This window comes from Abyssicoccus albus (assembly GCF_003815035.1).
GTDB lineage: Bacteria > Bacillota > Bacilli > Staphylococcales > Abyssicoccaceae > Abyssicoccus > Abyssicoccus albus.
This window is the reverse complement of record NZ_RKRK01000003.1, coordinates 177731-195755: the sequence shown is the minus strand read 5'-3', so window position 1 is coordinate 195755 and position 18025 is coordinate 177731. Positions and strand designations below refer to the sequence as shown.

Sequence of the window (18025 nt, the reverse complement as noted above, 5' to 3'; positions counted from 1 at the left end):
CCTTTTATGATATTAAGTACCGGGATAATTTTTAAAGTTTAATACATGAATAAAATCAAACTGTATATTAAAAGTATCAGTCAAAAATTGCTGGATTAACAAATATAAACGAGGATGCATCACGATAATGAGTATGATATAGATGATTGTTATGATTGTTGTAATTAACAATACGTATGAAAATGGTCTTCTATACTTTATGTATGATTGGTTCGTCTTAGAGTAGATATTAATTAAACTAATTCCAATAGAGATGATTGACAGCATAATCCAGAAATAAATACTGAAAAAGATAATGCCGTTATTCGTGACGTAACTAATCATAAATAAGATTTGCATTAACGTAAACAATACCATGATAACGCGTAACATAGTACCCTCCTTACGATTGACTTGATTTTAGTATTTTTTGGACCATTAAATGAAGTTCATAATGAGCATCACGGAATTGATCGTTCAAAGCGTTGACGATGATGAGATCATCTTCTTTGAAATCTGCTTTGTTCAAATGTTTGATCATCAGTTTTGCAGTTTTTAATTGATGTTCTTCCGTTAAAGTAGAATGAATATATTGTTCAATATGCTCTATAGAATATTCATTCAATGAATTGTTTTGAATCAGCACGTAATTAGAATGATTGTGACTTAATGTGTTTAATATATCATATATTGCATAAGCCGTCTGTTCAAAATCAATCGTTTTTAGATAGCCTGATACAATATCCCCCATAATCCCTTTGACGATGTATTCAAATACATGTGATAAATCTTCAATATGAGATTGTTTCGTCACATTAAATGTATGGACAATAAGATGTTCAAACCATGCATTTTCTATAATTTTTTGTTTATGTAAAAGCTTATGAACTTCTTCTAACTCTTTTGAGAATGAATCTTGCAACATCATTTTAATAATGTCTTTATTGTGATAACACAAATTTAATTGCATTGTGATAAATTGAATAAATTTATATTGAGGTGAATCTTTACTTTCAGTAATGGTTTGAAATTGTGCTTTTAATTGATATTGGAATCCTTTCACGAGCTGAATTAATAAATCTTCTTTATTCTCAAAATATGTATAGAAAGACCCTTTTGATATATTTGCGGCATTCGCAATGTCTTGAATACTAGTTTGGGCGTAGCCTTTGTCTGCAAAACAAGTGAATGCAGCGTTAATGATAATATCTTCTTTTTTTATCGTCATAATAGGTCCCTCATTTATTGTTTAATCATTCTTTACTTTCATCAATTATATAGTCTAATATAAAGCGAGTTGACTTATCAGTCAATATTGTTGACTAACTAGTAAGTGTCTTGTAATATAGTCGATGTTATAGTTGTATTGATATATTCAGATGAATGAAAGTAAGCCTATAATGAATGAAGATTAGGGAGGATACATATGTTAAAGTCTATTATACGATTTAGTTTGAACAATAAATGGGCATTATTTCTAATGTCGATTATTATTGTTGCGATGAGCATTATTGCGACAATGAATATGAAAATGGAGACCATTCCAAGCATTAAAACACCGGTGATTACTGTGACTACGGTTTACCCTGGTTCTACACCTGAGGATGTTGAAGATGAAATTTCAATTCCAATTGAAGAACGTGTGAATAATTTAAGTGGTGTTGAAAATGTCACAAGTCGCTCGATGGAGAATGCAAGTGCAGTGACAATTCAATATGATTTTAGTACGGATATGTCTAAAGCAGAAGATGAAGTGAATGATGCACTTGAAAGTATAGAATTTCCAGAGGGTGTCGATGTTCCGAAAGGTGAACAAATGTCGTTCGGCAGTTTCCCGATCATTAGTTATAGTATCGGTAGTTCTGAAGTGTCAATCAAAGACATGACGAAAATTGCTGAAGATGAATTGATTAAAGACTTGAAAGGCATTGATGGTATTCAAGATGTGACGTTACAAGGACAATTGATGGAAGAAGTTCAACTGTCGTTTGATCAAGATAAGTTGAAGTCTGAAGGATTAAGTGAAGATCAAGTGTTGCAATACATTGAAGGTGCGACAACGAATGCACCACTTGGCCTATATACGTTCGGCGATGAACTGAAGAACATTGTCGTCGATGGTCAATTTAGTTCAATCGAAGCATTAGAAGGATTGAAGATTCCAAACCAACAACAAGCTGAGCAAATGGGCGAAGAGATGAAGGCGTTACAGCAAAAAATCGAATCAGGGGAAGCGTCGCCTGAAGAGATGAAACAAGCTCAACAAGCAACTGAATCGAATGCGATGCCTTCGACGAAATTATCAGATGTCGCAAAAATTGACAAAGTCTCAGAACGTGAATCGATTGCCAAAACAAACGGTAAAGATGCACTGAGTGTTCAGATTACAAAATCAGATGATGCTAATACCGTGACGGTTGCGAATGAAGTGAAAGACGTGATGAAATCGTTCGATAAAGCACATCAAGATATTGAAGTGAACAAAGTGATGGACCAAGCAGAACCGATTGAGACGTCGATTAAAACGATGGTGGAGAAAGCACTTGTTGGTATTATCTTTGCAGTGATTGTCATCTTAGTCTTCTTACGTGATGTCCGTTCGACGCTCATTGCATCTGTTTCAATTCCATTATCGCTACTTGTTGCATTATTAATTTTGAAGAATATGGATATCACATTGAATATTATGACGCTTGGTGCATTAACCGTTGCGATTGGACGTGTCGTTGATGATTCGATCGTTGTAATCGAGAATATATATAGAAGAATGACGTTGAAAGATGAACCTCTAACAGGTAAAGAACTGGTCATAGACGCAACGAAAGAAATGTATATTCCAATCATGTCTTCAACGATGGTAACGATTGCGGTATTCTTACCGTTAGGACTTGTCGGTGGGGAAGTTGGTGAACTGTTTAGACCGTTTGCGTATGCGGTCGTCTTCGCATTGTTAGCATCGCTATTGATTGCGGTTACGATTGCTCCAATGTTAGCACATATGTTTTTTAAACGTGGTGTGAAACATTCAACAAGTCATGAACAAGTAGGGTTTATCGCAAAACATTACCGTTCAATATTGAAATATTCATTAAATCATAAATGGCTAGTATCGATTTTATCAGTATTGCTTCTTGTCGGTTCATTAATGCTTGTGCCGTTCGTCGGCACGTCATTCATCGATACAGGTAGTGAGAAGGTTGTAGCAATCACTTATAAGCCTGCCCCTGGTGAAACGGATGAAGCAATATTAGAACATGCTGATGTCGCTGAAGCATATTTCTTAAATGATGAAGACGTCAAGAATGTCATGTATACAAAAGGTGAAAATCCGATGAGTCCAGGAGATTCAAGTTCAGTCGCTTTCTTTGTGAAATATGAAGACGATACTGAAGAATTTGAATCGAAAGGTGAGAAAGCACTCGAACAATTATCGAAAGAAAATTCTGACGGTGAATTTGCGTTGCAAGATTTTGCAACTGGAGGAACGGCGAACTCATATGCGGTTACGGTTAAAGGAAGTTCAACAGAATCAATTCGTGATACGGTTAATGAGGTGAAGGATATTTTAGACAATGAAGAGCAATTGTCTAATGTGTCAAGTTCATTGAGTGAAACATATGAAGAATATCAAATCGAAGTGAACCATGATAAAGCAAGTGACCTTGGATTGAGTGCCGGTCAAATTGCGATGGCATTAAATCAGCGTTCAATGAATAATGAAGTGACAGAAATCAATCAACAGAAAGATGAACCACTGAAAGTAGTCCTTCACAAAGAAAAGGATACAGAGTGGACTGAGGAAAAATTAGAATCTTACACAATCCAATCACCAATGGGAGAATCTGTGAAGCTCAGTGACATTTCAACATTAAAGCAAGGTGAAACCTCTGATACGATTATCCGTGAAGATGGTGAAATCTCAGCAACAGTTGAAGGTAAAATCAATAGTGATGATGTATCTGCAGTGAGTCAAAGTGTAAATCAAGCTTTAGATGAATTAGATACACCATCAGGCGTTGATGTATCTGTTGGTGGAACGACAGAAGATATTAACGAATCGTTCTCTCAATTAGGTCTTGCAATGCTTGCAGCCATTGGAATCGTCTATTTGATTCTTGTATTAACGTTTAAAGGTGCATTGGCACCGTTTGCGGTATTGTTCTCATTACCATTTACGATTATTGGATCGATTCTAGGTCTTTTAATGACGGGTGAGACAATATCTGTGCCAGTCATGATTGGTATTCTCATGTTAATTGGAATCGTTGTAACGAATGCGATTGTATTGATTGATCGTGTCATTAATATGGAGAAAGAAGGCCTTACAACAAGAGATGCGTTATTAGAAGCGGCGACAATACGTGTGAGACCGATCCTTATGACAGCACTTGCAACGATTGGAGCATTGTTGCCTTTACTGTTGCCTGGAGAAGGAAGTATGTTAATTTCTAAAGCACTAGCTGTGACGGTAATCGGCGGTTTAACATCGAGTACGATTTTGACATTAATTGTTGTTCCTGTCGTTTATGAAGTGTTGATGCGAATTAAGAAAAAGTTTATTAAAGCATAGAAAAAATAAGGGATCAATTTGATCCCTTATTTTTGTGCTAAAAGATAAATAGAATGAGTACAATGATTAATATGATAAATGCTGTAAACCAATGCAACAAAAATAGTCTTTTACGATCACCGTGATGATCTTTGAAGGCAGTGATTTCAATGTTCATCACTAAGCATAGCGTTATAATGAATAACCATATAGAATCAATAGATGTTGTATTCAGTGGAATGAATACGGACAATGTTAATAGCAATGTTCCATAAATATATCTTGCGATATTAAGAAATTTATATGATTGATATATACTTAATAATCCAATCACTACATATATCAATGATAGTAGTAAAAATAATATTTTAATCACGTGCGGTCACCACCTTTTTTGGGTATATTAAGATGAATGCCATACCGATAAATGTCATGACGACACCGAAATAGAATGGTAGTCCGATTAAGATTGTAAATAAGTAATTGAACATCAATGGTCCGAATACGCGAGCAAGGGAGTCCATTGAGTATGCAGCGCTTGTCATTTTACCCATCTCATTATGTGCTGCTTGTTTCGTCACTTGTGAAGTAAGCAATGTTCTAACGAGTGCGTTCCCACACATTAAAAGGACGATACAAACACCTGCGTAGACAAGGTTCATTGTAAATGGCAACATGAAGAAACCAATGGCAGTTAATAATTGTCCGACGACCATCACTTTAGTTTCTTGTTCGATTTTGACGCGTCTTAAATATACACCTTGGAGTAGAGCGCTACAAATTCCACCGATAAAGAACAATATTCCCATTTGCCAAGCTTTTATATTTATTAGCTCTATCGCTAAGAGCTGGAACGTACTTTCCATCCCACTTAACGTAAACGTAACAATGAATGTTGTAATGAGTAATAATCCGACGGGCTCTTTTAAATAATTTATCGGAATTGTAATTTTCTTTTTGTAGCTTTCTTCGCCTTGATATGTTTCTTTTAATTTGAAGAAACTATATACGAACACGAGTAGTATGATGATTGCAGTCATATAGTAACTAAATGAATAACTAATTGTAGATAGTAAACCACCAACACCTGGGCCGAAGATAAAGCCCATTCCAGTCATCATACCCATTAGACCCATGTATTTTGTCCTTTCCTCTTTCGAAGAGAGGTCGGCAACCATGCTCATCGTAGACGTATACAATGCACCTGATGCAATCCCTGTTACGATTCGAGAGATGTATAATATCCATAAGTGATCTAAGAAATAGCCAAACGTAAAAAAGCTGACACCGAATGCAATTAAGCCGATGAGTAATATCGGCCTTCTACCAAATCGATCTGCTAAATATCCCCAAAACGGGGCACTGATAAATGAAGCAACAGAATAAACCGCCAGCAGCCACCCCATATGCATCGTTGGAAGTTCTAGGAACTTGACGATTTCTGGGATGACGGGAATGACCATACTAAATCCGAAATATATGAAAAATTGAATACCCATTAATATAGAAAGTTTTTGTTTCATGTCATCGACGTCCTCATTGTCTTAATATATTTACTATTGTATAGTATAATGCTCATATTGAATAGCGTTAAAGGAGAACTCATCATGACTAAACTGCGAATATTGACCTTTATTATTAATATCTTCATCGTTGGCATGGTCGAGTTGATTATAGCCGGTTTGCTGACGTTAATGTCAGAAGACCTTCATGTCAGTGAATCCGTCATCGGCCAATTGATTACGATATACGCTTTTAGTTTTGCCATCGCGGGACCGATATTAGTGAAGTTAACGACCCGCTTTAATGTGAAGCGTACATTGATTGTATCATTATTAATTTTTATGTTTGGAAATCTTCTCATCGTTTTGGCTCCGAATTATACGGTGATTGTTATCGGGCGGATGATTTCATCTGCGATCGCTGCATTAATCGTTGTTAAAATATTGAGTACAACGGTTGTGTTGAGTAATCCGACAGAACGTGCCAAAATGTTAGGGATCGTCTATATTGGATTTAGCGGTGCGAATGTCTTTGGAGTACCGATAGGTACAATGCTCGGGGACTGGTTTGGATGGCGAATGACATTCTTGTTTATCGTCTTATTAACCGTTGTTGCACTTGTCTTACTAGTATGGCAAATGCCTTCAAATGTTAAATTGGAGCATAGTGAAGGAACGCAACGTGTCCTATCTTATGTTGAGATCGCGAAGTTTATTTTGATCACAACGTTAATCCTTGCTGCAAATTATGTCGTCTTCACATACATCGGACCATTGATGATTCGTTCAGGGTACGAATTGTGGCACGTTTCAATCGTCTTGTTTATCGCTGGATTTGGAAGTCTTTTTGGAACGAGCATTGGCGGTGCAATCACTGATCACATCGGTTCTAAAAATCAGCTTGTGATTATGTTAACGATTTTTATACTGATGATGTTCGTCATAAATAGCGCGATGCCAATGTTCTATCTATTATTAATTGTCATGTTCGTTTGGAGCTTTACACAATGGAGCACGAGTCCATCGATTCAAAATGGTATTGTTGAACTTGTTGAAGGAGATACGAGCGATGCACTTAGTTGGAATATGTCAGGACTGAACGTCGGCATTGGTCTAGGCGCGTTGATCGGAGGCGTTGTCGTTGAATACGGAACAATTACAATGACACCGTGGATCGGAGGAACGATCTTGATGATTGCGTTAGCCGTCTCTTTATCATTAAAAACGGTTTCGAATCATTCATAATCAGAGTATTTGTGATTTACTCTGAATACGAAGGGGAATTCTGTTAAAAATGGCCTGGTAATCAGAGTATTTGAGATTTACTCTGAATACGGAGGGGAATTCTGTTAAAAATGGTCTGGTAATCAGAGTATTTGAGATTTACTCTGAATACGAAAGGGAATTCTGTTGAAAATGGCCTGGTAATCAGAGTATTTGCGATTTACTCTGAATACGACAAAAGGTTTGGAGTGGTGATGCCACTCCAAACCTTTATTTCTTTCGTAACGCTTTAATCTCTTCTTCGATCCGAACGAGTTGAGCTTGTAGCTTCGTTGTATCATTTCCAGTCGATTCTACCTTTTCTAAATCACCTTGAATTCTCACATACTCGTCTTTCAATTCGATCAATTGTTGTTCTTTATCCATGATTGTTCATCACTCCCACATATTTTCTTCTATATTAACATAATTTAGTATTGCTTTTCCGGCAGTTCCTTATTAAACTAGATGAATGATTTATAATCAATAAAAAGGATGTGCTTGTTGTGAAAAGCTTCTTTAATATGGAGGAACTCGGGACAAATTATAAAAATGAAATCATCGGTGGATTGACAACGTTTTTATCTATGGCATATATTTTAGCCGTCAATCCAAGCATTCTATCACTAGCTGGGATAGATAATTTACCAGAAGGCACTGGAATGGATGCGGGTGCGGTGTTCGTTGCGACGGCCATTGCGGCATTCATTGGGTGCATGGTGATGGGGCTTCTTGCAAATTACCCGATTGCTTTGGCACCGGGTGTTGGAATTAATGCGTTCTTTGCTTACAGTGTTGTATTAACGATGGGGATTCCTTGGCAGACAGCATTAACAGGTGTGTTAATGAGTGGGATTATTTTTGCGCTATTGACGTTGTCTGGATTAAGAGAATTAATTATCAATGCGATTCCATTGGAATTAAAACTTGCCGTCAGTGCAGGGATTGGATTGTTCATTACATTCGTTGGTTTACAAAATTCTAATTTAATCGTGAATAATGACAACACACTTGTTGGATTAGGAGATTTTTATGATCCGTTAGTGCTATTAACGGTCGCAGGAATCGTGATTACGGTCATCTTGATGGCACTCAAAATTAATGGTGGAATATTTATCGGTATGGTCGCAACGGCTTTAATCGGTTTAGCAACAGGACTCATCGACTTACCATCATCTGTGGTCGGCGCTGTTCCTAGTCTTGAGCCGACATTTGGTAAAGCGTTCGAAGCATTCCAAACGCCGAGCGAAATATTTAATATGCAATTTTTGATTGTTATTTTAACGTTTTTATTTATAGACTTTTTTGACACGGCTGGAACACTCGTAGCAGTTGCGAGTGCCGGTGGATTGATGAAAGGGAATGTATTACCACGTGCTGGTAAAGCATTGTTCTCAGACTCAGCGGCTACGATTACAGGAGCGATTCTTGGTACAAGTACGACTACATCATACATTGAATCATCGGCCGGAGTCGCTGCTGGTGCTAGAACAGGACTTGCGAGTATCGTCACAGGGATATGCTTCTTGCTTGCGTTGTTCTTTAGTCCGTTACTACAAGTAGTCACACCACAAGTGACCGCACCAGCATTGATCATCGTTGGATCTCTAATGGTTGCTAACTTGAAACATATTGACTGGCAACAATTCGAAATTGCTGTACCAGCATTCTTGACGATGTTAATGATGCCGTTAACGTACTCTATCGCAACAGGGATTGCGATTGGATTTATCTTCTATCCAATTACGATGTTAATGTCTGGACGTCGTAAAGAAATTCATCCTATTATGTATGGAATGTTTATCATCTTTATTTTATACTTCATTTTTGTAAAACCACACGGTTAAAAATAGATGCGCATGTGCAACATGCGCATCCTTTATTATCATTCATATTTTTTTAGAAAATATTTGATAAACACTTGATTTATAGTGGATATTCATGTATTATATACAACGTTGGACTTAAAAATTGTGAGGGATAACTATGTCTACTCATAATTGAAAAAGCGTCAACCACAAGGTTGAACGCGATCATCGTTGAAGCGAGAGGTTACTGACACACCCGGCCGCTTTGCCATGGCGAGTGTGTGAAGAGAATTTTCGTGGAGAAGTCTGTACATTATATAGACGACAGTGAGGAGGGAAAGTAATGGCAAATCAAAAAATTAGAATTCGTTTAAAAGCGTATGATCACAAAGTGATCGATCAATCAGCAGAAAAGATTGTAGAAACAGCTAAACGTTCTGGTGCGGAAGTTTCAGGTCCGATACCATTGCCGACAGAAAAGCAAGTGTATACAATCATTCGTGCCGTTCACAAGTACAAAGATTCTCGTGAACAATTCGAACAACGTACGCATAAGCGTCTAATTGACATTGTTAACCCTACGCCGAAAACAGTTGATGCTCTTATGGGCTTAAACTTACCATCAGGTGTAGACATCGAAATCAAATTATAATAATAACTTAACAGGAGGTGCGACTTTCGATGACCAAAGGAATCTTAGGTAGAAAAGTTGGGATGACTCAAGTGTTCGGTGAGAACGGTGAGTTAATTCCGGTAACAGTAATTGAAGCAACGAACAACGTAGTATTACAAAAGAAAACTGAAGAAATTGACGGATACAACGCAATTCAAGTTGGTTTTTCTGATAAAGAAGGATACAAAAAAGACCGTAAGTCTAATAAGTATGCAAACAAACCAACTGAAGGCCATGTGAAAAAAGCAGGTGCAAATCCTAAGCGCTTCGTACGCGAATTCAAAGTTGAGAATGCTGAAGAATTCGAATTAGGTCAAGAAGTTGCTGTAGATACATTCGCAGCTGGAGACTTCGTTGATGTAACAGGTATTTCTAAAGGTAAAGGTTTCCAAGGTGCGATCAAGCGTCATAACCAAAGCCGTGGACCAATGAGTCACGGTTCACATTACCATAGATCACCTGGTTCAATGGGGCCAGTTGACCCAATGCACGTACTTAAAGGTAAGAAGTTACCAGGACGTATGGGTGGTAAAGCAGTAACACTTCAAAACTTAGAAATCGTAAAAGTAGACGCTGAAAGAAATGCGATTCTTATTAAAGGTAATGTACCAGGTCCTAAAAAAGGATTTGTTAAAATTACAAATGCTATTAAGAAAGACGCGAAATAATAAAGGATTGAAAGGAGGACAATACACTCATGGCTAACTATGATGTTTTAACAGTAGAAGGTACTAAAGCAGGTTCAATCGAACTTAACGATTCAGTGTTCGGTATCGAGCCGAACCAACACGTATTATTTGAAGCAATCAATTTACAACGTGCTTCATTACGCCGTGGTACACACGCAGTGAAAAACCGCTCAGCTGTATCAGGTGGAGGTAAGAAACCTTGGAGACAAAAAGGGACAGGTAACGCACGTCAAGGTACAATCCGTGCACCACAATGGCGTGGTGGTGGTATCGTATTCGGACCAACACCAAGAAGCTACTCTTACAAAATGCCGAAGAAAATGCGTCGATTAGCATTGCGTTCAGCATTATCATCTAAAGTTCAAGAAGATAGCTTATTAGTTTTAGATGCAATCCAAATGGATGCGCCAAAAACAAAAGAATTCACGAAGTTAATGGATAACTTAAATTTATCGAAGAAGGTATTATTTGTAATCGACGGAGAAGATACGAACGTTGAATTATCAGCACGTAACATTCCTGGTGTTACAGTAATTAAACCAGAAGGACTTAATGTATTAGATATTTTAGGTCACGGTAAAGTGGTATTCACTCAAAAAGCAGTTGAAAAAACAGAGGAGGTGCTTGGATAATGGAAGCACGCGATATTATTAAGCGCCCAGTCATCACAGAACAAACTGCGATCCAAATGGAAATGAACAAATATACATTTGATGTAGACGTAAGAGCGAACAAAGTTCAAGTACGTAAAGCAATCGAAGAAATCTTCGATGTTGAAGTACAAAGCGTTAACATTATGAATGTTAAACCTAAGTTCAAACGTATGGGTCGTCACACAGGATATACAAATCGTCGCCGTAAAGCGATCGTAACATTAAAAGAAGGCAATTCAATCGAATTATTCTAATAAAAAACCAATAAGGAGGTAAACGACAATGGCATTAAAACATTATAAGCCAATTACAAATGGTCGTCGTAACATGACAAGTTCTGATTTCGCTGAGATTACAACGAATAAACCAGAAAAGTCATTGTTACAACCGCTACCGAAAAGAGCGGGACGTAATCATCAAGGTCGTATTACTGTACGTCATAGAGGTGGCGGACATAAGCGTCAATACCGCGTAATCGACTTCAAACGTAATAAAGATAACATTGTAGGTAAAGTGGCGACGATCGAATACGATCCGAACCGTTCAGCAAATATCGCATTAATTCACTATGTAGATGGTGAAAAACGTTACATTCTAGCACCTAAAGGGTTAAAAGTAGGGATGGAAGTAATGAGTGGTGCAGAGGCAGATATCAAAGTAGGTAACGCAAAAGTGTTATCTGAGATTCCTGTCGGTACTGTAATCCATAACATCGAACTAAAACCTGGTAAAGGTGGACAACTTGTACGTTCTGCTGGAGCGAATGCTCAAGTATTAGGTAAAGAAGGTAAATACGTACTTGTTCGTTTGAAATCAGGCGAAGTACGTATGATTCTTGCAACATGCCGCGCGACAATCGGTGCTGTTGGTAATGAACAACACGAATTGATTAACATCGGTAAAGCGGGTCGTTCTAGATGGCTAGGCAAGCGTCCTACAGTTCGTGGTTCTGTAATGAACCCTAACGATCACCCACACGGTGGTGGTGAAGGTCGTGCACCAATCGGTCGCCCATCACCAATGTCACCATGGGGTAAACCTACGCTTGGTAAGAAAACGCGTAAAGGTAAAAACAAATCAGATAAACTTATCGTTAGAAGACGTAAGAAGTAATATTATTAGAAGGGCGGCATAATCGCTCTTCTACATCATAATAAAAGAGGAGGCGTAACTTATGGCTCGTAGTCTTAAAAAAGGACCTTTCGTCGATGACCACTTGATGAAAAAGGTTGAAGCTCAAGAAGGTAACAACAAAAAATCAGTAATCAAAACATGGTCACGTCGTTCAACAATCTTCCCGAATTTTATCGGACATACGATTGCAGTATACGACGGACGCAAACACGTACCTGTATACATTACAGAAGATATGGTCGGACACAAATTAGGTGAATTTGCACCTACACGTACATTTAAAGGTCACGGCGGTGACGACAAGAAAACTCGTTAATTGTAACGGGATTTAAGAAGGAGGATATATGATGGAATCAAAAGCTATGGCGAGAACGATCCGCATTGCACCACGTAAAGTACGTCTTGTATTAGATTTAATCCGTGGTAAAGATGTTCAAGAAGCGATCGCAATCTTGAAATTAACAAACAAAGAAGCATCTCCAGTTGTAGAAAAAGTGCTAATGTCAGCAATCGCTAACGCTGAGCATAACTACGATATGGATATTGATAACTTAATGATTAAAGAAGCATTTGCTAATGAAGGACCAACACTTAAACGTTTCCGTCCACGTGCACAAGGTCGTGCTTCAAAAATCAACAAAAGAACAAGTCATATTCACGTAACAGTTGTCGAAAAAGCTGTTCAAGAAGAAACGACAAACAACGAACAAACTGAAGAAACAAAAGAAGAACAAAACGCATAATATTAAGGAGGGAATACAGTGGGTCAAAAGATTAATCCAACTGGTCTTCGTGTCGGTATTATCCAAGACTGGGAAGCAAAATGGTATGCAGATGACAAGAATTTCGCAACATTACTTCATGAAGACTTAAAGATTCGTAAATATATCGAAGAAAACTTAAAAGATGCTGCCGTATCAAAAGTTGAAATCGAACGTGCCGCAAATAGACTAAATATTTCAATCCATACAGGTAAACCAGGAATGGTGATCGGTAAAGGTGGATCTGAAATTGATAAATTACGTAACAACTTAGCGAAATTAACAGACAAGAAAGTTCACATTAATGTCGTAGAAATCAAGAAAGTAGATCTTGATGCGAAATTAGTAGCAGAAAACATTGCACGTCAATTAGAAAACCGTGTATCATTCCGTCGTGCTCAGAAGCAAGCTATCTCTCGTGCGATGAAACTTGGTGCAAAAGGGATCAAAACTCAAGTGTCAGGGCGTTTAGGCGGAGCTGATATTGCGCGTGCAGAACAATATTCAGAAGGAACTGTTCCACTTCATACTCTACGTGCGGATATCGATTATGCACACGCAGAAGCAGACACAACATACGGTAAATTAGGTGTCAAAGTATGGGTTTATCGTGGAGAGGTTCTTCCTACTAAGAATAATAGTAAAGGAGGAAAATAATATGTTATTACCTAAAAGAGTAAAATACCGTCGTCAACATAGACCAGATACAAAAGGTCGTGCGAAAGGCGGAACTGAAGTAACATTTGGTGATTACGGTTTACAAGCAACGACAACATCTTGGATTACTTCACGTCAAATCGAGTCAGCGCGTATTGCAATGACACGTTATATGAAACGTGGCGGTAAAGTATGGATTAAGATTTTCCCTCATACACCATATACAAAGAAACCATTAGAAGTACGTATGGGATCAGGTAAAGGTGCAGTTGAAGGATGGATTGCAGTTGTAAAACCAGGTCGTATCATGTTCGAAGTCGCAGGTGTAGAAGAAGAAGTAGCACGTGAAGCATTACGTCTTGCAGCACACAAGCTACCTGTAAAAACAAAGATCGTTAAACGTGAAGAATTGGGTGGTGATCCGAATGAAAGCTAAGGAAATTAGAGAGTTAACCACAGCAGAAATCGAAAATGAAGTCAAATCCTTAAAAGAAGAATTGTTCAACTTACGCTTTCAACTAGCTACAGGTCAGCTAGAAAACACGGCACGTATTCGCGAAGTGAGAAAATCAATCGCTCGTATGAAGACAATCGTAAGAGAACGTGAATTAGAGCAAACAGCTAACAAAAACTAATAAATAAAGGAGGTTTTGACGATCATGACTGAAGAAAGAAACAATCGTAAAGTATATACTGGGCGTGTTGTATCAGACAAAATGGATAAAACAATCACGGTCTTAGTAGAAACTCAAAAGAAACACGGTTTATATGGTAAACGTGTGAAATACTCAAAGAAATATAAAGCACATGATGAAAACAACTCAGCTAAAATGAACGACATCGTTCGTATTATGGAAACTCGTCCATTATCTAAAGATAAGCGTTTCCGCTTAGTTGAAATTGTTGAAGAATCAGTAATTATTTAACACAAAATCACTTCGTAAGGGAGGTCAAGTAAATGATCCAACAAGAAAGTCGTTTGAAAGTAGCAGACAACTCAGGGGCTCGTGAAGTCTTAACGATTAAAGTATTGGGCGGTTCAGGTCGTAAAACTGCCAACATCGGTGATGTGATTGTATGTACTGTAAAGAATGCAACACCAGGTGGCGTTGTAAAGAAAGGTGACGTTGTGAAAGCGGTCATCGTTCGTACGAAGTCAGGTGTTCGTCGTGAAGATGGTTCATACATCAAGTTTGATGAGAACGCATGTGTAATTATCCGTGATGACAAAGGCCCTCGTGGTACTCGTATCTTTGGACCGGTTGCACGTGAATTGCGTGAAGGTAACTTCATGAAGATCGTTTCATTATCACCAGAAGTATTATAATATAACAATCCAATAATAAGGAGGTGCCACCACCATGCATGTAAAAACTGGAGACAAAGTTGTAGTCATCTCAGGTAAAGACAAAGGTAAACAAGGCGTTGTACTGAAAGCTTTACCGAAAAAAGATCGCGTCGTTGTAGAAGGCGTGAATATGATGAAAAAACATCAAAAACCAACTCAAATGAATCCTGAAGGTGGAATTTTAGAAACAGAAGCGAGCATCCACGTATCAAACGTTATGCACGTTGACCCTAAAACAAATGAGCCAACACGAATTGGCAAGAAAATCGAAGATGGCAAGAAAGTTCGTATTGCTAAAAAATCAGGTCAAGAAATTAAATAGTAACGAAAGTGAAAGGAGGCAACTAAATTGACGCGTTTACATGATAAATATAAAGAAACAATTACTAAAGAATTAATGAATAAATTCAATTACGATTCTGTAATGGAAGTTCCTAAAATCGAAAAAATCGTTGTGAATATGGGGATTGGTGATGCAGTTCAAAACGCTAAAGTATTAGATACTGCGGTAGAAGAATTACAAGCAATCACTGGTCAAAAGCCATTAATTACAAAAGCGAAAAAATCAATCGCGACATTCCGTTTACGTGAAGGTATGCCAATCGGAGCTAAAGTAACATTACGTGGTGAGAGAATGTATGAATTCTTAGACAAACTGATTTCAGTTTCGTTACCACGTGTACGTGACTTCCGTGGTATTTCTAAGAAAGCCTTCGACGGTCGTGGAAACTACACTTTAGGTGTTAAAGAACAATTGATCTTCCCAGAAATCGATTATGATAAAGTTTCAAAAGTACGCGGTATGGACATCGTAATTGTAACAACAGCAAATACAGACGAAGAGTCTAGAGAACTATTAACTCAATTCGGTATGCCATTCCAAAAATAATCGTATAAGGAGGCGAAATTATGGCTAAAACTTCAATGAAGACAAAGCAACAACGTAAACAAAAATTCAAAGTCCGTGAATATACACGTTGTGAACGTTGTGGAAGACCACATTCAGTGATTCGCAAATTCAAACTTTGCCGTATATGTTTCCGTGAACTTGCCTATAAAGGCCAAATTCCAGGCGTTAAAAAAGCAAGCTGGTAGAATTTTAGATAAACGAAAGGAGGCAATTTAATTATGACAATGACTGATCCTATTGCAGATATGTTAACTCGTGTACGTAATGCGAATATGGTTCGCCACGAATCATTAGAATTACCTGCATCAAACATCAAAAAAGAAATCGCCCAAATCTTAAAGCGTGAAGGGTTCGTAAAGAACGTTGAATTCATCGAAGATGACAAGCAAGGTGTTATCCGTATGTTCTTGAAATACGGTGAGAACAATGAGCGTGTTATTTCTGGAATTAAACGTATTTCTAAACCTGGTTTACGTGTATATGCTAAAGCTGATGAATTACCAAGAGTTTTAAATGGTCTTGGAATTGCATTAGTTTCAACATCAGAAGGCGTATTAACTGACAAAGAAGCAAGACAGAAAAACATCGGTGGAGAAGTACTCGCATACGTTTGGTAATACATTTAGAAAATAAGGAGGTGCATCGCGAATGAGTCGTGTAGGTAAAAAAATTATCGAAATTCCAAGTGGAGTTGAAGTTAAATTTGATGGATCTACAGTAACAGTTAAAGGTCCTAAAGGTGAATTGACAAAGACGTTTAATGAAGAGATGACGTTCAAGCAAGAGGAAAATACAATCGAAATAGAGCGTCCATCAGAATCTAAAGAACATCGTACGATTCACGGTACAACAAGAGCATTGTTACAAAACATGATTACTGGTGTATCAACTGGATTCGAACGTTCATTAGAACTTATCGGGGTAGGTTACCGTGCTCAAATGCAAGGTCAAACATTAGTGTTAAATGTTGGTCTATCTCACCCAGTTGAAATCGAAACAAGTGAATACATTACGATTACAGTAGATAAGAATACAAACGTTAAAGTTGAAGGGATCTCTAAAGAAGAAGTTGGTGCCGTTGCATCAAAAATCCGTTCAATTAGACCACCTGAACCATACAAAGGTAAAGGTATTCGTTATGTAGGTGAATACGTAAGACGTAAAGAAGGTAAAACAGGTAAATAATAAACGTTAATATAAGAAAGGAGTAAGCACATGATATCAAAAATTGATAAGAATAAAGTTCGTCTTAAAAGACGTGCTCGTATTCGTTCAAAGATTTCTGGTACTGCCGAAAGACCACGCTTAAGCATTTATCGTTCTAACAAGCACATTTATGCTCAAGTAATCAATGATGATGAAGGTGTGACTATTGCAAGTGCAACTTCTACTGATCCTGCATTAGGATTAGATTCAACGTCTAACGTTGAAGCAGCGAAGAAAGTTGGCGAAATAGTCGCTAAAGCTGCTGTTGAGAAAAACGTAAAAACGGTTGTGTTCGATCGTGGTGGATATTTATACCACGGACGTATTAAAGCATTAGCTGATGCAGCTCGTGAAAATGGATTAGAATTTTAATTTAAAAGGAGGGACATAAATCTATGGCTCGTAGAGAAGAATCTGAATTTGAAGAACGCGTAGTAACAATTAACCGTGTCGCAAAAGTTGTTAAAGGTGGTCGTACATTCCGTTTCGCCGCACTTGTTGTTGTCGGAGACAAAAACGGACGTGTCGGTTTCGGTACAGGGAAAGCACAAGAGGTACCTGAAGCGATCAAGAAAGCTGTTGAAGCTGCAAAACGTGACTTAGTTGAAGTACCACGTGTAGATGGTACAACACCTCATGAAATCGTAGGACGCTTCGGTTCAGGGAGCATCTTAATGAAACCTGCTCAACCAGGTACAGGGGTGATCGCTGGTGGTCCAGTTCGTGCCGTATTAGAGCTTGCTGGAATTACGGATATCGTAAGTAAATCATTAGGTTCAAATACTCCAATCAACATGGTTCGTGCAACAATTCAAGGATTAACTAACTTGAAAACAGTAGAAGACGTTGCTAAATTACGCGGACTATCACCTGATGAAATAAAAGGATAAGGA

At 37.9% G+C, this 18025-nt stretch carries 27 protein-coding genes; 22 read left to right on the top strand and 5 right to left on the bottom strand.

Going from position 1 to position 18025, the window contains the following annotated elements:
• Positions 1-12: 12 nt before the first annotated feature.
• Positions 13-372, bottom strand: coding sequence for a hypothetical protein (locus EDD62_RS06170; protein WP_077139618.1), 360 nt, complete (start codon positions 370-372; stop codon positions 13-15).
• Positions 373-382: 10 nt separating this feature from the next.
• Positions 383-1207, bottom strand: coding sequence for a TetR/AcrR family transcriptional regulator (locus EDD62_RS06165; RefSeq protein ID WP_123807945.1), 825 nt, complete (start codon positions 1205-1207; stop codon positions 383-385).
• Positions 1208-1405: 198 nt separating this feature from the next.
• On the opposite strand from EDD62_RS06165, the gene EDD62_RS06160 reads away from it, so the two are divergent.
• Positions 1406-4549 carry an efflux RND transporter permease subunit gene (locus tag EDD62_RS06160; protein WP_123807944.1) on the top strand — a complete coding sequence of 1048 codons (3144 nt, stop codon included), beginning with the start codon at positions 1406-1408 and terminating at the stop codon, positions 4547-4549.
• A gap of 37 nt (positions 4550-4586) precedes the next feature.
• Here EDD62_RS06160 and EDD62_RS06155 read toward each other — a convergent pair whose 3' ends face one another.
• On the bottom strand, positions 4587-4904 hold the full coding sequence (locus EDD62_RS06155; RefSeq protein ID WP_123807943.1) for a hypothetical protein: 318 nt from the start codon (positions 4902-4904) through the stop codon (positions 4587-4589).
• The gene (locus tag EDD62_RS06150) at positions 4897-6051 is read right to left on the bottom strand and encodes an MFS transporter (protein WP_123807942.1); all 1155 of its coding nucleotides are present in this window, start codon (positions 6049-6051) and stop codon (positions 4897-4899) included. The genes EDD62_RS06155 and EDD62_RS06150 overlap by 8 nt, the downstream gene beginning before the upstream one ends.
• An 84-nt stretch (positions 6052-6135) precedes the next feature.
• Between EDD62_RS06150 and EDD62_RS06145 the strand changes: the two genes are divergently transcribed.
• Positions 6136-7275, top strand: a complete 1140-nt coding sequence (locus EDD62_RS06145; protein ID WP_123807941.1) for an MFS transporter — start codon at positions 6136-6138, stop codon at positions 7273-7275.
• A gap of 249 nt (positions 7276-7524) precedes the next feature.
• Here the strand turns inward: EDD62_RS06145 and EDD62_RS09190 are convergent, their stop codons facing one another.
• On the bottom strand, positions 7525-7680 hold the full coding sequence (locus EDD62_RS09190) for an SE1832 family protein (RefSeq protein WP_170152786.1): 156 nt from the start codon (positions 7678-7680) through the stop codon (positions 7525-7527).
• Positions 7681-7817: 137 nt separating this feature from the next.
• Between EDD62_RS09190 and EDD62_RS06140 the strand changes: the two genes are divergently transcribed.
• From EDD62_RS06140 to rpsE, 20 genes are all read left to right on the top strand, one after another.
• Complete coding sequence (locus EDD62_RS06140; RefSeq protein ID WP_414731065.1) at positions 7818-9140, top strand: NCS2 family permease; 1323 nt, start codon at positions 7818-7820, stop codon at positions 9138-9140.
• Between the two features lie 304 nt (positions 9141-9444).
• Positions 9445-9753, top strand: coding sequence for a 30S ribosomal protein S10 (rpsJ, locus tag EDD62_RS06135; protein WP_077139625.1), 309 nt, complete (start codon positions 9445-9447; stop codon positions 9751-9753).
• 29 nt (positions 9754-9782) lie between these two features.
• Positions 9783-10442: a 50S ribosomal protein L3 gene (gene rplC / locus EDD62_RS06130; RefSeq protein WP_123807939.1), complete on the top strand. Its 660-nt coding sequence runs from the start codon at positions 9783-9785 to the stop codon at positions 10440-10442.
• A 29-nt stretch (positions 10443-10471) separates the two neighbouring features.
• The gene (gene rplD / locus EDD62_RS06125; protein ID WP_077139627.1) at positions 10472-11095 is read left to right on the top strand and encodes a 50S ribosomal protein L4; all 624 of its coding nucleotides are present in this window, start codon (positions 10472-10474) and stop codon (positions 11093-11095) included.
• Complete coding sequence (rplW, locus tag EDD62_RS06120; protein ID WP_077139628.1) at positions 11095-11370, top strand: 50S ribosomal protein L23; 276 nt, start codon at positions 11095-11097, stop codon at positions 11368-11370. The genes rplD and rplW overlap by 1 nt, the downstream gene beginning before the upstream one ends.
• Before the next feature lie 28 nt (positions 11371-11398).
• On the top strand, positions 11399-12229 hold the full coding sequence (rplB, locus tag EDD62_RS06115; protein ID WP_123807938.1) for a 50S ribosomal protein L2: 831 nt from the start codon (positions 11399-11401) through the stop codon (positions 12227-12229).
• Between the two features lie 61 nt (positions 12230-12290).
• Positions 12291-12566: a 30S ribosomal protein S19 gene (gene rpsS, locus EDD62_RS06110; protein WP_077139630.1), complete on the top strand. Its 276-nt coding sequence runs from the start codon at positions 12291-12293 to the stop codon at positions 12564-12566.
• A 31-nt stretch (positions 12567-12597) separates the two neighbouring features.
• Positions 12598-12993: a 50S ribosomal protein L22 gene (rplV, locus tag EDD62_RS06105; protein WP_123807937.1), complete on the top strand. Its 396-nt coding sequence runs from the start codon at positions 12598-12600 to the stop codon at positions 12991-12993.
• Between the two features lie 18 nt (positions 12994-13011).
• Complete coding sequence (gene rpsC, locus EDD62_RS06100) at positions 13012-13668, top strand: 30S ribosomal protein S3 (RefSeq protein WP_123807936.1); 657 nt, start codon at positions 13012-13014, stop codon at positions 13666-13668.
• Position 13669: 1 nt separating this feature from the next.
• Positions 13670-14104, top strand: a complete 435-nt coding sequence (gene rplP / locus EDD62_RS06095; protein WP_077139633.1) for a 50S ribosomal protein L16 — start codon at positions 13670-13672, stop codon at positions 14102-14104.
• A complete protein-coding gene (gene rpmC / locus EDD62_RS06090) occupies positions 14094-14303 on the top strand; it encodes a 50S ribosomal protein L29 (protein WP_123808114.1) in 210 nt (69 codons plus the stop codon). Before rplP ends, rpmC begins: the two co-directional genes overlap by 11 nt.
• Before the next feature lie 24 nt (positions 14304-14327).
• The gene (gene rpsQ / locus EDD62_RS06085) at positions 14328-14594 is read left to right on the top strand and encodes a 30S ribosomal protein S17 (RefSeq protein ID WP_123807935.1); all 267 of its coding nucleotides are present in this window, start codon (positions 14328-14330) and stop codon (positions 14592-14594) included.
• Positions 14595-14626: 32 nt separating this feature from the next.
• The gene (gene rplN / locus EDD62_RS06080) at positions 14627-14995 is read left to right on the top strand and encodes a 50S ribosomal protein L14 (RefSeq protein WP_077139636.1); all 369 of its coding nucleotides are present in this window, start codon (positions 14627-14629) and stop codon (positions 14993-14995) included.
• Between the two features lie 34 nt (positions 14996-15029).
• Complete coding sequence (gene rplX / locus EDD62_RS06075) at positions 15030-15338, top strand: 50S ribosomal protein L24 (protein ID WP_077139637.1); 309 nt, start codon at positions 15030-15032, stop codon at positions 15336-15338.
• A 27-nt stretch (positions 15339-15365) separates the two neighbouring features.
• The gene (gene rplE, locus EDD62_RS06070) at positions 15366-15905 is read left to right on the top strand and encodes a 50S ribosomal protein L5 (RefSeq protein WP_077139638.1); all 540 of its coding nucleotides are present in this window, start codon (positions 15366-15368) and stop codon (positions 15903-15905) included.
• A 20-nt stretch (positions 15906-15925) separates the two neighbouring features.
• On the top strand, positions 15926-16111 hold the full coding sequence (locus EDD62_RS06065) for a type Z 30S ribosomal protein S14 (RefSeq protein WP_077139639.1): 186 nt from the start codon (positions 15926-15928) through the stop codon (positions 16109-16111).
• 33 nt (positions 16112-16144) lie between these two features.
• Positions 16145-16543, top strand: a complete 399-nt coding sequence (gene rpsH / locus EDD62_RS06060; protein WP_077139640.1) for a 30S ribosomal protein S8 — start codon at positions 16145-16147, stop codon at positions 16541-16543.
• A 31-nt stretch (positions 16544-16574) separates the two neighbouring features.
• Complete coding sequence (gene rplF, locus EDD62_RS06055) at positions 16575-17111, top strand: 50S ribosomal protein L6 (protein ID WP_123807934.1); 537 nt, start codon at positions 16575-16577, stop codon at positions 17109-17111.
• 30 nt (positions 17112-17141) lie between these two features.
• Positions 17142-17504, top strand: coding sequence for a 50S ribosomal protein L18 (gene rplR, locus EDD62_RS06050; protein ID WP_123807933.1), 363 nt, complete (start codon positions 17142-17144; stop codon positions 17502-17504).
• A gap of 23 nt (positions 17505-17527) precedes the next feature.
• On the top strand, positions 17528-18022 hold the full coding sequence (gene rpsE, locus EDD62_RS06045) for a 30S ribosomal protein S5 (protein WP_077139643.1): 495 nt from the start codon (positions 17528-17530) through the stop codon (positions 18020-18022).
• Positions 18023-18025 lie beyond the last annotated feature (3 nt).